The organism is Pseudomonas inefficax, assembly GCF_900277125.1.
GTDB classification, from domain to species: Bacteria; Pseudomonadota; Gammaproteobacteria; order Pseudomonadales; family Pseudomonadaceae; genus Aquipseudomonas; species Aquipseudomonas inefficax.
Window position 1 is genome coordinate 39,725 of record NZ_OPYN01000184.1, and the last position, 15,957, is coordinate 55,681.

Annotated in this window: 16 protein-coding genes; 11 read left to right on the plus strand and 5 right to left on the minus strand. The window is 62.0% G+C overall.

The genetic code is table 11. The features are described from left to right. Positions 1-112: 112 nt before the first annotated feature. Positions 113-958, plus strand: coding sequence for a xanthine dehydrogenase accessory protein XdhC (gene xdhC / locus JV551A3_RS22470; RefSeq protein ID WP_133974283.1), 846 nt, complete (start codon positions 113-115; stop codon positions 956-958). A 10-nt stretch (positions 959-968) separates the two neighbouring features. Beyond that, the gene (gene guaD / locus JV551A3_RS22475) at positions 969-2,273 is read left to right on the plus strand and encodes a guanine deaminase (RefSeq protein WP_133974285.1); all 1,305 of its coding nucleotides are present in this window, start codon (positions 969-971) and stop codon (positions 2,271-2,273) included. Here the strand turns inward: guaD and aqpZ are convergent. Both aqpZ and JV551A3_RS22485 read right to left on the minus strand, forming a co-directional pair. After that, entirely contained in the window at positions 2,270-2,968 is a 699-nt protein-coding gene (gene aqpZ / locus JV551A3_RS22480) for an aquaporin Z (RefSeq protein ID WP_133974287.1), read from the minus strand. The genes guaD and aqpZ overlap by 4 nt on opposite strands. 235 nt (positions 2,969-3,203) lie before the next feature. Further along, on the minus strand, positions 3,204-3,959 hold the full coding sequence (locus JV551A3_RS22485) for a GntR family transcriptional regulator (RefSeq protein ID WP_015271161.1): 756 nt from the start codon (positions 3,957-3,959) through the stop codon (positions 3,204-3,206). 282 nt (positions 3,960-4,241) lie between these two features. On the opposite strand from JV551A3_RS22485, the gene JV551A3_RS22490 reads away from it, so the two are divergent. Further along, positions 4,242-5,591, plus strand: coding sequence for an NCS2 family permease (locus tag JV551A3_RS22490; RefSeq protein ID WP_133974289.1), 1,350 nt, complete (start codon positions 4,242-4,244; stop codon positions 5,589-5,591). Positions 5,592-5,787: 196 nt separating this feature from the next. Here the strand turns inward: JV551A3_RS22490 and uraH are convergent, their stop codons facing one another. Beyond that, the gene (gene uraH / locus JV551A3_RS22495) at positions 5,788-6,141 is read right to left on the minus strand and encodes a hydroxyisourate hydrolase (RefSeq protein WP_003259496.1); all 354 of its coding nucleotides are present in this window, start codon (positions 6,139-6,141) and stop codon (positions 5,788-5,790) included. Positions 6,142-6,540: 399 nt separating this feature from the next. Here uraH and puuE point away from each other — a divergent pair, with 399 nt between their 5' ends. The 7 genes from puuE to JV551A3_RS22530 all read left to right on the plus strand — a co-directional run bounded on the left by puuE (position 6,541) and on the right by JV551A3_RS22530 (position 13,571). Then, complete coding sequence (puuE, locus tag JV551A3_RS22500) at positions 6,541-7,467, plus strand: allantoinase PuuE (RefSeq protein WP_133974291.1); 927 nt, start codon at positions 6,541-6,543, stop codon at positions 7,465-7,467. Then, a complete protein-coding gene (gene uraD, locus JV551A3_RS22505; protein WP_133974293.1) occupies positions 7,467-7,982 on the plus strand; it encodes a 2-oxo-4-hydroxy-4-carboxy-5-ureidoimidazoline decarboxylase in 516 nt (171 codons plus the stop codon). The genes puuE and uraD overlap by 1 nt, the downstream gene beginning before the upstream one ends. Positions 7,983-8,039: 57 nt before the next feature. Further along, positions 8,040-8,543, plus strand: coding sequence for an ureidoglycolate lyase (locus tag JV551A3_RS22510; protein ID WP_003259500.1), 504 nt, complete (start codon positions 8,040-8,042; stop codon positions 8,541-8,543). A gap of 59 nt (positions 8,544-8,602) precedes the next feature. After that, the gene (locus tag JV551A3_RS22515; protein ID WP_112253042.1) at positions 8,603-9,931 is read left to right on the plus strand and encodes a urate hydroxylase PuuD; all 1,329 of its coding nucleotides are present in this window, start codon (positions 8,603-8,605) and stop codon (positions 9,929-9,931) included. 225 nt (positions 9,932-10,156) lie between these two features. After that, positions 10,157-11,512, plus strand: coding sequence for a nucleobase:cation symporter-2 family protein (locus tag JV551A3_RS22520; protein ID WP_112253043.1), 1,356 nt, complete (start codon positions 10,157-10,159; stop codon positions 11,510-11,512). A 137-nt stretch (positions 11,513-11,649) separates the two neighbouring features. After that, entirely contained in the window at positions 11,650-12,435 is a 786-nt protein-coding gene (locus JV551A3_RS22525; protein WP_133974295.1) for an outer membrane protein OmpK, read from the plus strand. 353 nt (positions 12,436-12,788) lie between these two features. After that, positions 12,789-13,571, plus strand: coding sequence for an outer membrane protein OmpK (locus tag JV551A3_RS22530; protein WP_133974297.1), 783 nt, complete (start codon positions 12,789-12,791; stop codon positions 13,569-13,571). A gap of 138 nt (positions 13,572-13,709) precedes the next feature. Here the strand turns inward: JV551A3_RS22530 and JV551A3_RS22535 are convergent, their stop codons facing one another. After that, a complete protein-coding gene (locus tag JV551A3_RS22535; protein WP_133974299.1) occupies positions 13,710-14,624 on the minus strand; it encodes a DUF808 domain-containing protein in 915 nt (304 codons plus the stop codon). A gap of 132 nt (positions 14,625-14,756) precedes the next feature. Here JV551A3_RS22535 and JV551A3_RS22540 point away from each other — a divergent pair, with 132 nt between their 5' ends. Next, positions 14,757-15,368, plus strand: a complete 612-nt coding sequence (locus JV551A3_RS22540; protein ID WP_133974301.1) for a TetR/AcrR family transcriptional regulator — start codon at positions 14,757-14,759, stop codon at positions 15,366-15,368. Between the two features lie 135 nt (positions 15,369-15,503). On the opposite strand, the gene JV551A3_RS22545 is transcribed toward JV551A3_RS22540, so the two are convergent. After that, positions 15,504-15,944: a GlcG/HbpS family heme-binding protein gene (locus JV551A3_RS22545; RefSeq protein WP_133974303.1), complete on the minus strand. Its 441-nt coding sequence runs from the start codon at positions 15,942-15,944 to the stop codon at positions 15,504-15,506. Positions 15,945-15,957: the final 13 nt, after the last annotated feature.

The window sequence follows — 15,957 nt, forward strand, 5'->3', positions numbered from 1 at the left end:
AGGGCCCGGTGGGAGCGGGTTTACCCGCGAATGCGATAGTGGTTTCACCGCCGCATTCGCGGGTGAACCCGCTCCCACAGGGATCGCGACGCAGCTATAGAGAGGTTGCATCATGCACCAATGGATCAACGCCCTCGCCGACCACCAGTCCCGTGGCGAAGCCTGCGTGCTGGTGACCATCATCGAGGAGCGCGGCTCGACCCCGCGCAATGCCGGCTCGAAAATGGTCGTCAGCGCCAGCGGCCTGTTCGACACCATCGGCGGCGGCCACCTGGAATACAAGGCGCTGCACATCGCCCGGCAAATGCTCGAAGAGCACCGCACCACTCCGCACCTGGAGCGCTTCAGCCTCGGCGCAAGCCTTGGCCAGTGCTGCGGCGGCGTCAATGTACTGCTGTTCGAACCCATGGCCGCGGTGCAGGCGCAGATCGCGGTGTTCGGCGCGGGCCATGTCGGCCGGGCTCTGGTACCCTTGCTCGCCGCCCTGCCCTGCCGGGTGCGCTGGATCGATTCGCGCGAGCAGGAATTCCCTGCCCTGATCCCCGACGGGGTGACCAAAGTGGTCAGCGAGGAGCCGGTCGACGAAGTGGCAGAACTGCCGCCAGGCTGCTACTGCATCGTCATGACCCACAACCACCAGCTCGACCTGGAACTGACCGCCGCCATTCTCAAGCGCAACGACTTCACCTGGTTCGGCCTGATCGGCTCGAAGACCAAACGGGTCAAGTTCGAGCATCGCCTGCGCGAGCGCGGCTACGACGACGCGGTGATCGCGCGCATGCGCTGCCCGATGGGCCTGGCCGAGGTCAAGGGCAAGCTGCCCATCGAGATCGCCGTGTCCATCGCTGGTGAAATCATCGCCACCTACAACGCCTGCTTCGGCCAGCATGACGCTGCCGCCAATGCCGGCCCCATTGCCCAGTTGCTGCCGCCTTCCCGGCGCAGCCAAGCCATTTGACGAGTGTGTTATGACCGTTACCCGCAAAGCCTACCGTGCCGCCATCCTGCACAGCATCGCCGACCCGGCCGAGGTGGGCCTGGAGGCTTCCCATGAGTACTTCGAGGACGGCCTGCTGGTGGTCGACGAAGGCCGCATCCGCGCCATTGGCCACGCCGCCGAACTGCTACCGACGCTGGATGCCGATATCCCGGTCGAGCACTACCAGGACGCGCTGATCACCCCGGGGTTCATCGACACCCACATCCACTTCCCGCAGACCGGCATGATCGGCTCCTATGGCGAACAGCTGCTGGACTGGCTGAACACCTACACCTTCCCCTGCGAAAAGCAGTTCGCCGACAAAGGCCATGCCGACCAGGTGGCGAAGATCTTCCTCAAGGAACTGCTGCGCAACGGTACCACCACCGCGCTGGTGTTCGGCAGCGTGCACCCGGAATCGGTCAATGCCTTGTTCGAAGAGGCCGAGCGCCTGGACCTGCGCCTGATCGCCGGCAAGGTGATGATGGACCGCAACGCCCCGGACTACCTGACCGACACCGCCGAGTCCGGCTATGCCGAAAGCAAGGCACTGATCGAGCGCTGGCACGGCAAGGGCCGCCTGCACTATGCAGTCACCCCGCGTTTCGCCCCGACCAGTACGCCTGAACAGCTGGCGCTGGCGGGCCAACTGCTCAAGGAACACCCGGGGGTGTACATGCACACGCACCTGTCGGAAAACCTCAAGGAAATCGATTGGGTCAAGTCGCTGTTCCCCGAGCAGAAGGGTTACCTGGACGTATACGACCACTTCGAGCTGCTGGGCGAGCGCTCGGTATTCGCCCATGGCGTGCACCTGTGCGATGACGAATGCCAGCGCCTGGCCGAAACCGGCTCGGCCGTGGCCTTCTGCCCCACCTCCAACCTGTTCCTCGGCAGCGGCCTGTTCAACCTGCCCCAGGCGGAGCGCTTCAAGGTCAATGTGGGCCTGGGCACCGACGTTGGCGCCGGCACCAGCTTCTCGCTGCTCAACACCCTGAACGAAGCGTACAAGGTGATGCAGTTGCAGGGCGCGCGTCTGCACCCGTACAAGTCACTGTACCTGGCCACCCTCGGCGGCGCGCGCGCACTGCGCCTGGACGATCGCATCGGCAGCCTGCGCCCGGGCAACGACGCCGACTTCGTGGTACTGGACTACAAGGCCACGCCACTGCTGGACTACCGCATCCAGCAGTCCAACAGCATCGAGGAAACCCTGTTCGTGCTCACCACCCTCGGCGACGACCGCACCGTGCGCGAAACCTACGCCGCCGGGCGTTGCGTGCACCAACGCTAAGGCTCGTTCGCCAAGCCCCGGTACAATGCGCCGCCGATCGCCGCACCGATCAGCGGCGCCACCCAGAACAGCCAAAGCTGTTGCAGGGCCCAGCCACCGACGAACAAGGCCGGCCCCGTGCTACGCGCGGGGTTGACCGAGGTATTGGTCACCGGGATCGAGATCAGGTGGATCAGGGTCAGGGCCAGGCCGATGGCGATCGGCGCAAAACCTGCCGGCGCCCGGGCGTCGGTGGCGCCCATGATCACCACCAGGAACATCGCCGTCATCACCACTTCACTGACAAAGCCCGCCCCGAGCGTATAGCCGCCGGGCGAGTGATCGGCGTAGCCGTTCGAAGCCAACCCCGCAGACAGCTCGAAACCTGCCTTGCCGCTGGCGATGAGGTAGATCACACCTGCCGCCAGTATGGCGCCGATCACCTGGGCGATCACGTAGGGCAACAGCTCTTTGACCGGGAAGCGCCCGCCCACCACCAGCCCGAATGACACGGCGGGGTTGAGGTGACAACCGGAGATATGGCCGATGGCGAAGGCCATGGTCAGCACGGTGAGGCCAAAGGCGAAGGCGACGCCGAGTACACCGATGCCGATGGGGGAGCTTGCGGCGAGTACCGCACTGCCACAGCCGCCAAGCACCAGCCAGAAGGTGCCGACCAGCTCGGCCCCCATACGCTTACCGAGGGACATGCTCATGAGTCCATTCCTCAAGAAGTTGAACGCAACGAATGCGCAAGCCCAACTGCTTGATGAAGGTTTGCTCACAAGAATTTAGCAGACCTTTGAACAATGGCCAGAAGTGGCTGGGGCCGCTTCGCGCCCCATTCGCAGCACAAGGCTGCTCCTACAAAGGTCATGCGATCCCTGTAGGAGCAGCCTTGTGCTGCGAATGGGCTGCAAAGCAGCCCCCTTCAATCAACCAGGCAAACGATCAACCCTTGGCAGAAACCTTGGGCTTTTTCAGCAAATGCGAGAACACCGCGTGCAGATCGTCCGAGGCACTCTCCTCGTCCAGGTTCAGCTTGCTGTCGATGTGATCCATGTGGTGCATCATCAGGCTCACCGCCTGCTCGGCATCGCGCGCCTCGATGGCATCGATCAGCTGCATGTGTTCGTCATAAGAGCAATGCGAACGGTTGCCGCTCTCGTACTGGGCAATGATCAGCGAGGTCTGCGATACCAGGCTGCGCTGGAAGCTGACCAGTGGCGCATTACCCGCAGCCTCGGCCAGCTTGAGGTGGAACTCGCCGGAAAGACGAATGCCGGCGCCGCGGTCACCACGGGAGAAGCTGTCGCGCTCCTCACGCACCATCTGCCGCAACTCGTTGAGCTGCTCGAGGGTAGCGTGCTGCACGGCCAGTTCGGTGATTGCCCGTTCGACCATGCGCCGGGAGAAGAACACCTGGCGGGCCTCTTCCACCGTCGGGCTGGCCACCACCGCACCGCGGTTCGGCCGCAACAGCACCACGCTTTCGTGGGCCAGGCGCGACAAGGCGCGGCGGATGATGGTGCGGCTGACGCCGAAGATCTCGCCCAGCGCTTCCTCGCTCAACTTGGTGCCCGGTGCCAGACGCTGCTCGAGGATCGCCTCGAAAATATGCGCGTAGACGATGTCGTCCTGGGTACCACTGCGGCCAGCCTTGCCGGTACGCGCAGGTTTCTTCAGAGGTTGCAGCTGTTCGTTCATGGGCTCTCGAGGCACGAAGGAAAGTATGGCGCCATTGTACACAGGCTGAGCCGTTTCTGCAGGTGGCCTTTTACCTATATAGCCGTTGTACGACACCTTGCGCACACAAAAGATAAAACATTATTTGCATTCTTTGTACACAAAAGGATAATCCACCGAGCAACTTCTTGACCCGCAAGTCAACAAACCGGTCAGACGTCTGCCTTCCCTCGCGGAGCCGCCAAGTGCATTGCGCAGGCCACTGGCTCCATAACAACAAGAAAGACTTGAGGAGTACTTGCTGTGGAAAGCCGCAAATCCGAAGCCCCTACGCTGGATCTTGCCCCACCGCTCGAAACGAGCTGGCTGGAGCGGATTTTCAAACTCAAGCAACACGGCAGCACCGTCAGGACCGAAATGATCGCCGGGGTGACCACCTTCATCACCATGGCCTACATCATCTTCGTCAACCCCAACATCATGGCCGACGCCGGCATCGACCACGGTGCCGCCTTCGTCGCCACCTGCATCGCCGCTGCGCTGGGCTGCCTGCTGATGGGCCTGTACGCCAACTGGCCGGTGGGCCTGGCACCGGGCATGGGGCTCAACGCGTTCTTCACCTACACCGTGGTCGGCACCATGGGTTACAACTGGGAAACGGCACTGGGCGCAGTATTCGTCTCGGGTGTGCTGTTCATGTTCCTGACCTTGTCGAAAGTGCGCGAATGGTTGCTCAACAGCATCCCGGTCAGCCTGCGCCATGCCATGGGGGCCGGCGTCGGATTGTTTCTCGGGCTGATCGGCCTGAAAACGGCAGGCATCATCGTCGACAGCCCGGCCACGCTGATCAAGCTGGGCTCGCTGCATGAGCCGGGGCCGCTGCTGGCGGCGGTATGCTTCCTGCTGATCGCCATCCTCAGCTACAAGCGGGTGTTCGGTGCGATCCTGATCAGCATCATCGGTGTCACCCTGGCCGGCTGGGGTCTGGGCCTGGTGAAATTCGGCGGAGTGATGTCGATGCCGCCAAGCCTGGCACCGACCTGGATGGCCATGGACGTGGCCGGCGTGTTCAACGTCAGCATGATCAGCGTAGTGCTGGCGTTTTTGTTCGTGCACATGTTCGACACCGCCGGCACCCTGATGGGCGTGGCGCAGCGGGCCAACCTGGTGGCGCCGGACGGGCGCATCGAGAACCTGTCGAAGGCGCTGAAGGCCGACAGTGCTTCAAGTGTGTTTGGCGCCGTGGTCGGCGTGCCGCCGGTGACCAGCTATGTGGAAAGTGCTGCCGGTGTAGCCGCAGGTGGCCGTACCGGCCTGACTGCGGTGGTGGTCGGCCTGCTGTTTGTCGCGGCGATGTTCTTCGCCCCGCTGGCTGGGATGATTCCGGCCTATGCCACCGCCGGTGCGCTGATCTACGTGGCGATGCTGATGATGGGCAGCATGGCGCATATCCACTGGGACGAGGCTACCGACAGCATTCCGGCGATCGTCACGGTGATCATGATGCCGCTGACTTTCTCGGTGGCCGACGGTATTGCCCTGGGCTTTATCAGCTACGTGGCGTTGAAGGCAGGTACCGGCAAATACAAGGAAATCTCCGCCAGCCTGTGGGTGCTGTGCGCGATCTTCATTGCCAAGTTCGTGTTCCTCTGACCCCCTGCTGCACCAACCAAGGGCGCCTCGGCGCCCTTTCTTTGTTTCTACAGCCTGTACCGGCCTCTTCGCTTCCTGTGGGAGCGGGTTTACCCGCGAAGAGGCCGGTGCAGGCAATACAAAAACAGCAGACGAAAAAAAGCCCGCCAGTGTGAGAGCGGGCCAAAGGACCTACGAAGATTCTTCTAGCGACCAACTAGCTTCCACGATAGGTCGAATAGCTGTACGGCGAGATCAGCAGCGGCACGTGGTAGTGCTCCTGCTGCTCGTCGATGCCAAAACGCAGCACGACAACATCCAGGAACGCCTGGGCCGGCAGCTGTACACCGCGAGCGCGGTAGTAGTCGCCAGCGCTGAACTGCAGCTGGTAGACGCCGGTACGGTAGTCGTCACCCTGCAGCAGTGGCGCGTCGACGCGGCCATCGCTGTTGGTCAGGGCGGTGTTCACCAGCTCCAGCTGCTGGCCTTCGACACGGTACAGCTCGACCTTGATCGAGCTGCCCGGGCAGCCATGCGCGGCATCCAGTACGTGTGTGGTCAAACGTCCCATTGCTTGTCGCCTCTTGTTCAATCTGTGGGCAAAAAATACACGGCCATCATCATGCCAAAAGGGCCTGTGATGTGCGGGAATGACGCCATTAAGACATTCCAACGCAAAATTGTACACAATTTTTTGAACCCATCTGTCGCACCCACCGATTCTTGCTTGCAAACGACCCATAGGTCGCAAATACAGGCACCGTAAAGACGCCAACGTCATTAGCTGACCAATCAGGCAGGTTTCTTGCACTGTTTTTCCAGGTCGCTGCGAGGCGACAAAAGGGAAGAAATGCGGAAAAACAGGCTTACAAAAGATTTCAGAAGTTGTATACAATCAGCCCATCCGGTGGTGCGACATACCGACGCGGCCCGCCCACCCCCGCACTAACGCACAAGAAGGAAGACTGCAGTGAGCGCTGACTACCCTCGCGACCTGATCGGTTACGGCAACAACCCTCCTCACCCGCAATGGCCGGGCAACGCTCGCATCGCGCTATCTTTCGTCCTCAACTACGAGGAAGGTGGCGAACGCAACATCCTGCACGGTGACAAGGAGTCCGAAGCGTTCCTCTCGGAAATGGTCGCCGCCCAGCCATTGCAGGGCGCGCGCAACATGAGCATGGAATCGCTGTACGAGTACGGCAGCCGTGCCGGCGTGTGGCGCCTGCTGAAGCTGTTCAAGGACAGCGGCGTGCCGCTGACCATCTTCGCCGTGGCCATGGCCGCCCAGCGCCACCCCGACGTGATCCGCGCCATGGCCGAGGCCGGCCATGAAATCTGCAGCCACGGCTACCGCTGGATCGACTACCAGTACATGGACGAGGCCCAGGAGCGCGAGCACATGCTCGAAGCCATCCGCATCCTCACCGAAATCACCGGTGAGCGCCCGCTGGGTTGGTACACCGGCCGCACCGGCCCGAACACCCGTCGCCTGGTGATGGAGGAAGGTGGCTTCCTGTACGACAGCGACACCTATGACGACGACCTGCCCTACTGGGAGCCGAACAACCCTACCGGCAAGCCGCACCTGGTGATCCCCTACACCCTCGACACCAACGACATGCGCTTCACCCAGGTACAGGGCTTCAACTGCGGCGAGCAGTTCTTCCAGTACCTCAAAGACGCCTTCGATGTGCTGTACGCCGAAGGCGCCGAGGCTCCAAAGATGCTGTCCATCGGCCTGCACTGCCGCCTGGTCGGCCGCCCGGCACGCCTGGCAGCACTGAAGCGCTTCGTCGATTACGCAAAAAGCCATGACCAGGTCTGGTTCGCCCGTCGCGTGGACATTGCCCGCCACTGGCACGCCACCCACCCGTACAAGAAAGAGAACGCCTGATGACCGCCTTCAATACCCTCAAGCCATCCGCCCTGGACCGCGACGCCTTCGTCAAGGCCTTCGCCGACATCTACGAGCACTCGCCGTGGGTAGCCGAAAAAGCCTACGACCTGGGCCAACTGGGCGAGCTGGACGAGATCGAGGCGCTGCACCAGCGCATGAGCGATATCCTGCTCAGCGCCAACCACGCCGACCAATTGGCGCTGATCAACGCTCACCCGGACCTGGCCGGCAAGGCCGCCATTCAGGGCGAGCTGACCGAATCGAGCACCAACGAGCAGGCCGGCGCCGGTATTCACCAGTGCACCGCCGAAGAGTTCGCCCGTTTCACCGAGCTGAATGACGCCTACAAGGCCAAGTTCCAGTTCCCGTTCATCATGGCGGTAAAAGGCAGCAACCGGCACCAGATCCTCGCCTCGTTCGAAAAACGCATCCACAACGATGCCGATGCCGAATTCAAGGAAGCCTTGGCGCAGATCAACCTGATCGCCCTGTTCCGCCTGCTGCAGCTGTAACCGCCGTAGCAACGCTTGAGCCTTATCCAGAATAACGAACATAGAAGAGATATCCGCATGCGCACCCTGATGATCGAGCCCCTGACCAAAGAAGCCTTCGCCCCCTTCGGAGATGTGATCGAAACCGATGGCAGCGACCACTTCATGATCAACAACGGCTCGACCATGCGCTTCCACAAGCTCGCCACGGTCGAAACCGCCGAGCCTGAAGACAAGGCGATCATCAGCATCTTCCGCGCCGATGCGCTGGACATGCCGCTGACCGTGCGCATGCTGGAACGCCATCCGCTGGGCAGCCAGGCTTTCATCCCGCTGCTCGGCAACCCCTTTCTGATCGTGGTCGCGCCAGTTGGCGATGCACCTGTATCAGGTTTGGTCCGAGCCTTCCGCAGTAATGGCAGGCAGGGCGTTAATTACCATCGCGGCGTCTGGCACCACCCGGTGCTGACGATCGAAAAGCGGGATGACTTCCTGGTGGTTGATCGCAGTGGTTCCGGCAACAACTGCGACGAGCATTACTTCACCGAGGAACAGATGCTGGTCCTCAATCCCCACCAATAAGAAAAGGTCGGTCATTCAAGGGCATTGCCCGATCGGGTGACCGGCAAGAGGTACATACTGTGGAAGCACACCTTCACGAATGGCTGAACCTGAGCATTCGCTGGGTTCACATGATCACCGGCGTCGCCTGGATCGGTGCATCGTTCTACTTCGTCTGGCTGGAGAACCACCTGAACCGAAGCAACCCGCGCGATGGGTTGTCGGGTGATCTCTGGGCAATTCACGGCGGTGGTATCTACCACCTGGAAAAATACAAGCTCGCTCCCCCGAAAATGCCCGAGAACCTGCACTGGTTCAAATGGGAAGCCTACTTCACCTGGATGTCCGGTATCGCCCTGCTGTGCGTGGTGTTCTACTGGAACCCGGCCCTGTACCTGCTGGCCCCTGGCAGCACCCTCAGCGGTGCCGAAGGCGTGGCCATCGGTATCGGTTCGCTGATCGCAGGCTGGTTCATCTACGACTTCCTGTGCGACTCGCCCCTGGGCAAGAAGCCAGCGCTGCTCGGTGCAGTACTGTTCGTGCTGATCATCGCCGCATGCTGGGGCTTCAGCCTGGTGTTCAGCGGCCGTGGTGCGTACCTGCACACCGGCGCGATCATCGGCACCATCATGGTCGGCAACGTGTTCCGCATTATCATGCCGGCCCAGCGCCAGCTGGTGGCGGCGATCGAGAACAACCAGACCCCCGACCCGGTACTGCCGGCCAAGGGCCTGCTGCGCTCGCGCCACAACAACTACTTCACCCTGCCGGTGCTGTTCATCATGATCAGCAACCACTTCCCGAGCACCTACGGTAGCCAGTACAACTGGCTGATCCTGGCCGGTATCGCGGTAGCTGCGGTCCTGATCCGTCACTACTTCAACACCCGCCACGACAGCAACAAGTACGCCTGGACCCTGCCGGTCGGCGCCCTGGCGATGATCTGCCTGGCCTACGTCACCGGGCCGAAACCGATGGCGGTCAGCCCTGAGCAGGCTGCGGCGAAAGTCGAGTACCAGCCACTGCCCGCGACTGCTGTAGGTGGCAAGACCGCAGCCGAGCAACGTGCCGAGGACGCCGCCAAGGCTGCCGCAGCGCCTGCCGCGCCGGCCGAAGCCCCTGCCCAGGCTACGGCCCAGGCCGGCGGCGAGACCTTCGACAAGATCCACAATGTCATCCAGGAACGCTGCACCGTGTGCCACTCGTCCAAGCCGACCAGCCCACTGTTCAGCGCCGCCCCTGCCGGCGTGATGTTCGACACCCCGCAGCAGATCCAGGCCCAGGCCGCGCGCATCCAGGCGCAAGCGGTTGCCAGCCAGATCATGCCGCTGGGCAACATCACCCAGATGACCACCGAAGAGCGCAAGCTGGTCGGTGACTGGATCGCCAAAGGCGCCCCGGTCAACTGATAGCACCTCGCCAGGCAACCCGTTCCCAAGGGGGATCACCTCCCCCTGTGGGAGCGGGCGTGCCCGCGAAGAGGCCGGCAAAGCCAGCCTCAGGCTTCATGTATTACGCAACAAGCAAGCATCGAGCGTTCGACCTCTAGCGGGAACCCCAGGCTGCCTCCACCGGGCCTGCCGCCTGAGACCGGCGCTTGGATCCGAGAATAAAAACAAAACTCGAGGTGCTGCATGTCCGAGTCCCGCAAGGCGTACATCCCTGTTGCGCCGCCGCGTGAGCCCTTGCCCCTGTTCCAACTGATCCTGGTTGGCCTGCAACACGTTCTGCTGATGTACGGTGGCGCGATCGCCGTGCCGTTGATCATCGGCCAGGCCGCCGGGTTGTCCCGTGAAGAAGTCGCTTTCCTGATCAACGCCGACCTGCTGGTCGCTGGCGTCGCCACCATCATCCAGTCCTTCGGTATCGGCCCGGTGGGCATCCGCATGCCGGTGATGATGGGTGCCAGTTTCGCTGCCGTCGGCAGCATGGTGGCCATGGCCGGCATGCCAGGCGTAGGCCTGCAGGGGATCTTCGGCGCGACCATTGCTGCCGGCTTCTTCGGCATGCTGATCGCGCCGTTCATGTCCAAGGTCGTACGCTTCTTCCCGCCACTGGTCACCGGTACGGTGATCACCTCGATTGGCCTGTCGCTGTTCCCGGTGGCGGTCAACTGGGCTGGTGGCGGCCAGGAAGCTGAAGCCTTCGGCTCACCGATCTACCTGATGGTGGCTGGCCTGGTGCTGGCGGTAATCCTGTTGATCAACCGTTTCATGCGTGGCTTCTGGGTCAACGTGTCGGTGCTGGTGGGCATGGGCCTGGGCTACGTCCTGGCTGGTTCCATCGGCATGGTCGACCTGTCGGGCCTGAACGACGCACCCTGGCTGCAAGTGGTAACCCCACTGCACTTCGGCATGCCGACCTTCAGCCTGGCGCCAATCCTGTCCATGTGCCTGGTGGTGGTGATCATCTTCGTCGAGTCCACCGGCATGTTCCTGGCCCTGGGCAAGGTGACCGATCGTGAAGTTACCCCAGGGATGCTGCGTCGCGGCCTGCTGTGCGATGCCGGCGCGTCGTTCATCGCCGGCTTCTTCAACACCTTCACCCACTCCTCGTTCGCCCAGAACATCGGCCTGGTGCAAATGACCGGGGTGCGCTGCCGCTATGTCACCATCGTGGCCGGTGCACTGCTGATCCTGCTAAGCCTGCTGCCCAAGGCGGCCTTCCTGATTGCCTCGATTCCGCCTGCGGTACTGGGCGGCGCGTCCATCGCCATGTTCGGCATGGTCACCGCCACCGGGATCAAGATTCTCCAGGAAGCGGACATCGGCGACCGTCGCAACCAGTTGCTGGTTGCGGTGAGCGTCGGCTTCGGGTTGATCCCCGTGGTGCGTCCGGAGTTCTTCGCCCAGATGCCCCAGTGGATGGAACCCATCACCCACAGTGGCATCGCCATGGCCACGGTCAGTGCCCTGGTGTTGAACGTGCTGTTCAACATCCTTGGCGGTGCCGACCGTGCGGTGCACAACGAAGCCTGTCACCAGCATTGAGCACAGGGGGGCGGCGCACTGCCGCCCCGCCTCGAATTCGCCGTAAACGCTACACCGTCGGCCCGCCGGAATGGGCCGTCCGGGGCGCCTGCGCGCCAAAAAAACCCAACAAAAACAATAAGTCCGGGAACCACAACATGAAACGCATCACCTCGTCCCTCTTGCTGGGCAGCAGCCTGCTGGCCACTCTTCCCGCCCACGCTGGCGAATGGCTGCAGTGGCATGGCGAAAGCCTGACCTACCTGTACGGCAAGGATTTCAAGGTCAACCCAGGCATCCAGCAGACGGTTACCTTCGAGCACGCCAACAAATGGAAGTACGGCGACACCTTCATGTTCGTCGACAAGATCTTCTACAACGGCAAGCCCGACCCGGGCAAAGGCGTGACCACCTACTACGGTGAGTTCAGCCCGCGCCTGTCGTTCGGCAAGATCTTTGACCGGAACCTGGCCTTCGGCCCGATCAAGGATGTGCTGCTGGCCATGACCTACGAACGTGGCGAGGGCGACAACGAGGCCTACCTGATCGGCCCCGGCTTCGACCTGAACATTCCCGGCTTCAACTACTTCACCCTCAACTTCTACCTGCGCAACACCGAAGGCAGCCGCCCCGGTGACAACGTCTGGCAGATTACCCCGGCTTTCTCGTACACCATTCCGGTGGGCAAATCCGACATTCTGATCGACGGTTACATGGACTGGGTGGTCGACAATGACCAGACCCGCCGTGGTACCTACCACGCCAACCTGCAGTTCAACCCGCAGGTCAAGTACGACCTGGGCAAAGCCCTGAACCTGGGCGCCAAGCAGCTGTACGTGGGCATCGAGTACAGCTACTGGAAGGACAAGTACGGCATCGACAGCCAAGGCAATATCGACAGTAACCAGAGCGTCACCAGTGCCCTGATCAAGGTGCACTTCTGAAAAACTGACCGAACGCACAAGTTTGTACCACACTGCTCCAGGACGGAGCACTTGAGGCAAGGCGCGCAAGCCAGTAATCTGCGCGCCCCCTCGATCAGGGCAGAAGGGATTCTGCCTGCGTTTACTGACCGCTCAGTCAATGAATACGGGCGGTTGGCCAACGTGTTGCCAGCCTGAAAGACCCTTTTCATCCGTTCAGAACGAAGTCGAGCAGGAAGGTTTTGCCAGCCCAGGAAAGTTGGCTCAACCCTTGCCAAACAGCTGTGGCCTATCGAAAAAAGCTGACTCAAAAGACAAAAAAAGCGCCAACAACGAGCGCTGACAATTGATCAACCAAGGGAGCGACACTCGCAATGCGTACCATCAACAGCCTGATCCTCGCCGGCGGCCTGCTGGCCTGTGGCACCACCTTCGGCGGCGACCTGCTGCAATGGCAGAACAACAGCCTGACCTACCTGTGGGGCAAGAACTTCAAGGTCAACCCGTCGATCCAGCAAACCGTGACCTTCGAGCACGCTGATGGCTGGAAGTACGGCGATAACTTCATCTTTGTCGACAAGATCTTCTATCAGGGCCAGAAAGATGCAGGCAATGGCCCTAACACCTACTACGGCGAAATCAGCCCGCGCCTGTCGTTTGGCAAGATCTTCGACCAGAAGCTGGCGTTCGGCCCGGTCAAGGACGTGTTGCTGGCGATGACCTACGAGTTCGGCGAAGGTGATACCGAGTCGTACCTGATCGGCCCTGGCTTCGACCTGGACATCCCTGGCTTCGACTACTTCCAGCTGAACTTCTACAACCGCACCACCGACGGCAGCCGCGCCGGCGACAACGTGTGGCAGATCACCCCGGTGTGGTCGTACACCATTCCGGTCGGTTCATCCGATGTGCTGATCGACGGTTTCATGGACTGGGTGGTGGACAACGACGAGAACCGCCGCGGCACCTACCAGGCCAACCTGCACTTCAATCCGCAGATCAAGTATGACCTGGGCAAGGCCTTGCACCTGGGCGAGAAGCAGCTGTATGTGGGTGTCGAGTACGACTACTGGAAGAACAAGTATGGCATCAAGGATTCCGATGCCTTCACCACCGACCAGAACACCATGAGCTTCCTGCTCAAGGTTCACTTCTGATCTGAAGCGTTGGGGCCGCGCTGCGGCCCATCGCCGGCAAGCCAGCTCCCACAAAGTCCGCGCCGGATTCAAGGCCTGCGCTGTACCTGTGGGAGCGGGTTCACCCGCGAACCGGGGCGAAGCCCCGGCCAGGCCGCATCACTTGGCCGGCCGAACCGCCCGCCACAATTTCCCCGCAATGCCCACCACCGCCAGCACCACGGCACCGGCCACAACCCCGACACCGCCGTTCAGCAGCGCCACGGTCAACGCCCCGCCACGCCCTTCGCTGAACGCCTCGATGGCGTGATGCAGCGGCCCGATGCCATGCACCAGGATCCCGCCACCGACCAGGAACATGGCCGCCGTGCCGATTACCGACAGGCTCTTCATCATGTACGGTGCAGCCCGCAGGATGCCGTTACCCACCGCCCTGGCCAGGCGTGATGCCTTACGAGTCATCCACAACCCCAGGTCATCGAGCTTGACGATACCGCCCACCAGCCCGTACACGCCGATGGTCATGACCACCGCGATGCCCGACAGCACGACGATCTGCTGGGTCAACGGCGAGTCGGCAACGATGCCCAGGGTAATGGCGATGATTTCCGCCGAAAGGATAAAGTCGGTACGTACCGCGCCCTTGATCTTGGCTTTCTCGAACGCCACCAGGTCGACATTGGCATCGGCCACCGCCTCCTTGAGCGCTTCGTGCTCGGCGTCCGTCTCGGCCTTGCTGTGCAGGAACTTGTGCGCCAGCTTCTCGAAACCCTCGAAGCACAGGTAGGCACCGCCCAGCATCAGCAACGGTGTCACCGCCCAGGGGATGAACGCACTGATCAGCAGCGCCGCCGGCACCAGGATGGCCTTGTTCACCATCGAGCCCTTGGCCACGGCCCACACCACCGGGATCTCGCGCTCGGCACGCACCCCGGTGACCTGCTGGGCATTCAGGGCCAGGTCATCGCCCAGCACGCCTGCGGTCTTTTTCGCCGCCACCTTGGTCATCACCGAGACGTCATCGAGCACAGTGGCGATATCGTCGATCAGTACCAGTAGACTGCTTCCTGCCATGTTTGCCTGTATCCAGAAGAGTGAGTGCCCAGGATTCTAGCCCAAAGCCGCCGCCTTGAGCGCCCGTCGAGCCCGGTGCTACCATGCCCGATCCCTCTTAGAGGTGGCCAGACACGAGGAAGATCCCTGACCATGAGCACCATTCGCGAGCGCAACAAGGAATTGATCCTGCGCGCGGCCAGCGAGGAATTCGCCGACAAGGGCTTCGCCGCCACCAAGACCAGCGATATCGCGGCCAAGGCCGGCCTGCCAAAGCCGAACGTGTATTACTACTTCAAATCCAAGGACAACCTCTACCGCGAGGTCCTGGAAAGCATCATCGCGCCGATCATGCAGGCGTCGACCCCGTTCAATGCCGACGGTGACCCGAAGGAAGTGCTGAGTGCGTATATCCGCTCGAAGATCCGCATTTCCCGCGACCTGCCACATGCGTCCAAGGTGTTCGCCAGCGAGATCATGCACGGCGCCCCGCATCTGTCGCCGAACCAGGTAGCGCAGTTGAACGAGCAGGCGCGGCATAACATCGAGTGCATCCAGGGCTGGATCGACCGCGGGCAGATCGCCCATGTGGATGCGCACCACCTGATGTTCAGCATCTGGGCAGCGACCCAGACCTATGCCGATTTTGATTGGCAGATCTCTGCGGTGACCGGCAAGGCCAAGCTGGCCGACAGCGATTATGACGCAGCGGCCGAGACCATCATCCGCATGGTGCTCAAGGGCTGTGAGCCTGAGGCGGCCTGACCCCCGGCGCTGGCTTCTTCGCGGGTGAACCCGCTCCCACAGGGACACCACGAGCTTCAAGCGTGTGATGGTCCTGTGGGAGCGGGTTCACCCGCGAATAGGCCGGAACAGGCAATAGAGAATTAGGCTACCAGATTAGGCTGCTACACCCGCATCCGCCTTCAACCCCACCTCCTCGATCGCACTGATCGCGCACTGCTCGTCGATATCCGACGTATCCCCGCTGATCCCTACCGCACCCAGCACCTTGCCGTCCTGATCACGCACCAGCACGCCACCCGGCGCCGGCACCACCGGCCGCTCGCCGATCCCGTTCAGCGCGGCAAAAAATGCCGGCCGTTGCTGTGCGTCCAGTGCCAGCAGGCGCGACCCCTTGCCCAGGGCAATCGCGCCCCAGGCCTTGCCGGTAGCCACCTCCGGCCGAATCAGGCTGGCGCCATCCTCGCGCTGCAGCGCCAGCAAGTGGCCGCCGGCATCCAGCACCGCCACGGTCAGTGGCGCGGCATTGATCTTGCGACCCGTCGCCAGCGCGGCGTTCACCAGGCTGACCGCGACTTTCAGGTTCAAAGCGTTCATGGAAAGGTCCTCT

Coding starts and splice junctions, on each gene's coding strand:
- xdhC (WP_133974283.1), top strand. CDS start 113: ATGCACCAATGGATCAACGCCCTCGCCGACCACCAGTCCCGTGGCGAA.
- guaD (WP_133974285.1), top strand. CDS start 969: ATGACCGTTACCCGCAAAGCCTACCGTGCCGCCATCCTGCACAGCATC.
- aqpZ (WP_133974287.1), bottom strand. CDS start 2,968: ATGAGCATGTCCCTCGGTAAGCGTATGGGGGCCGAGCTGGTCGGCACC.
- JV551A3_RS22485 (WP_015271161.1), bottom strand. CDS start 3,959: ATGAACGAACAGCTGCAACCTCTGAAGAAACCTGCGCGTACCGGCAAG.
- uraH (WP_003259496.1), bottom strand. CDS start 6,141: ATGGGACGTTTGACCACACACGTACTGGATGCCGCGCATGGCTGCCCG.
- uraD (WP_133974293.1), top strand. CDS start 7,467: ATGACCGCCTTCAATACCCTCAAGCCATCCGCCCTGGACCGCGACGCC.
- JV551A3_RS22510 (WP_003259500.1), top strand. CDS start 8,040: ATGCGCACCCTGATGATCGAGCCCCTGACCAAAGAAGCCTTCGCCCCC.
- JV551A3_RS22520 (WP_112253043.1), top strand. CDS start 10,157: ATGTCCGAGTCCCGCAAGGCGTACATCCCTGTTGCGCCGCCGCGTGAG.
- JV551A3_RS22525 (WP_133974295.1), top strand. CDS start 11,650: ATGAAACGCATCACCTCGTCCCTCTTGCTGGGCAGCAGCCTGCTGGCC.
- JV551A3_RS22530 (WP_133974297.1), top strand. CDS start 12,789: ATGCGTACCATCAACAGCCTGATCCTCGCCGGCGGCCTGCTGGCCTGT.
- JV551A3_RS22535 (WP_133974299.1), bottom strand. CDS start 14,624: ATGGCAGGAAGCAGTCTACTGGTACTGATCGACGATATCGCCACTGTG.
- JV551A3_RS22540 (WP_133974301.1), top strand. CDS start 14,757: ATGAGCACCATTCGCGAGCGCAACAAGGAATTGATCCTGCGCGCGGCC.
- JV551A3_RS22545 (WP_133974303.1), bottom strand. CDS start 15,944: ATGAACGCTTTGAACCTGAAAGTCGCGGTCAGCCTGGTGAACGCCGCG.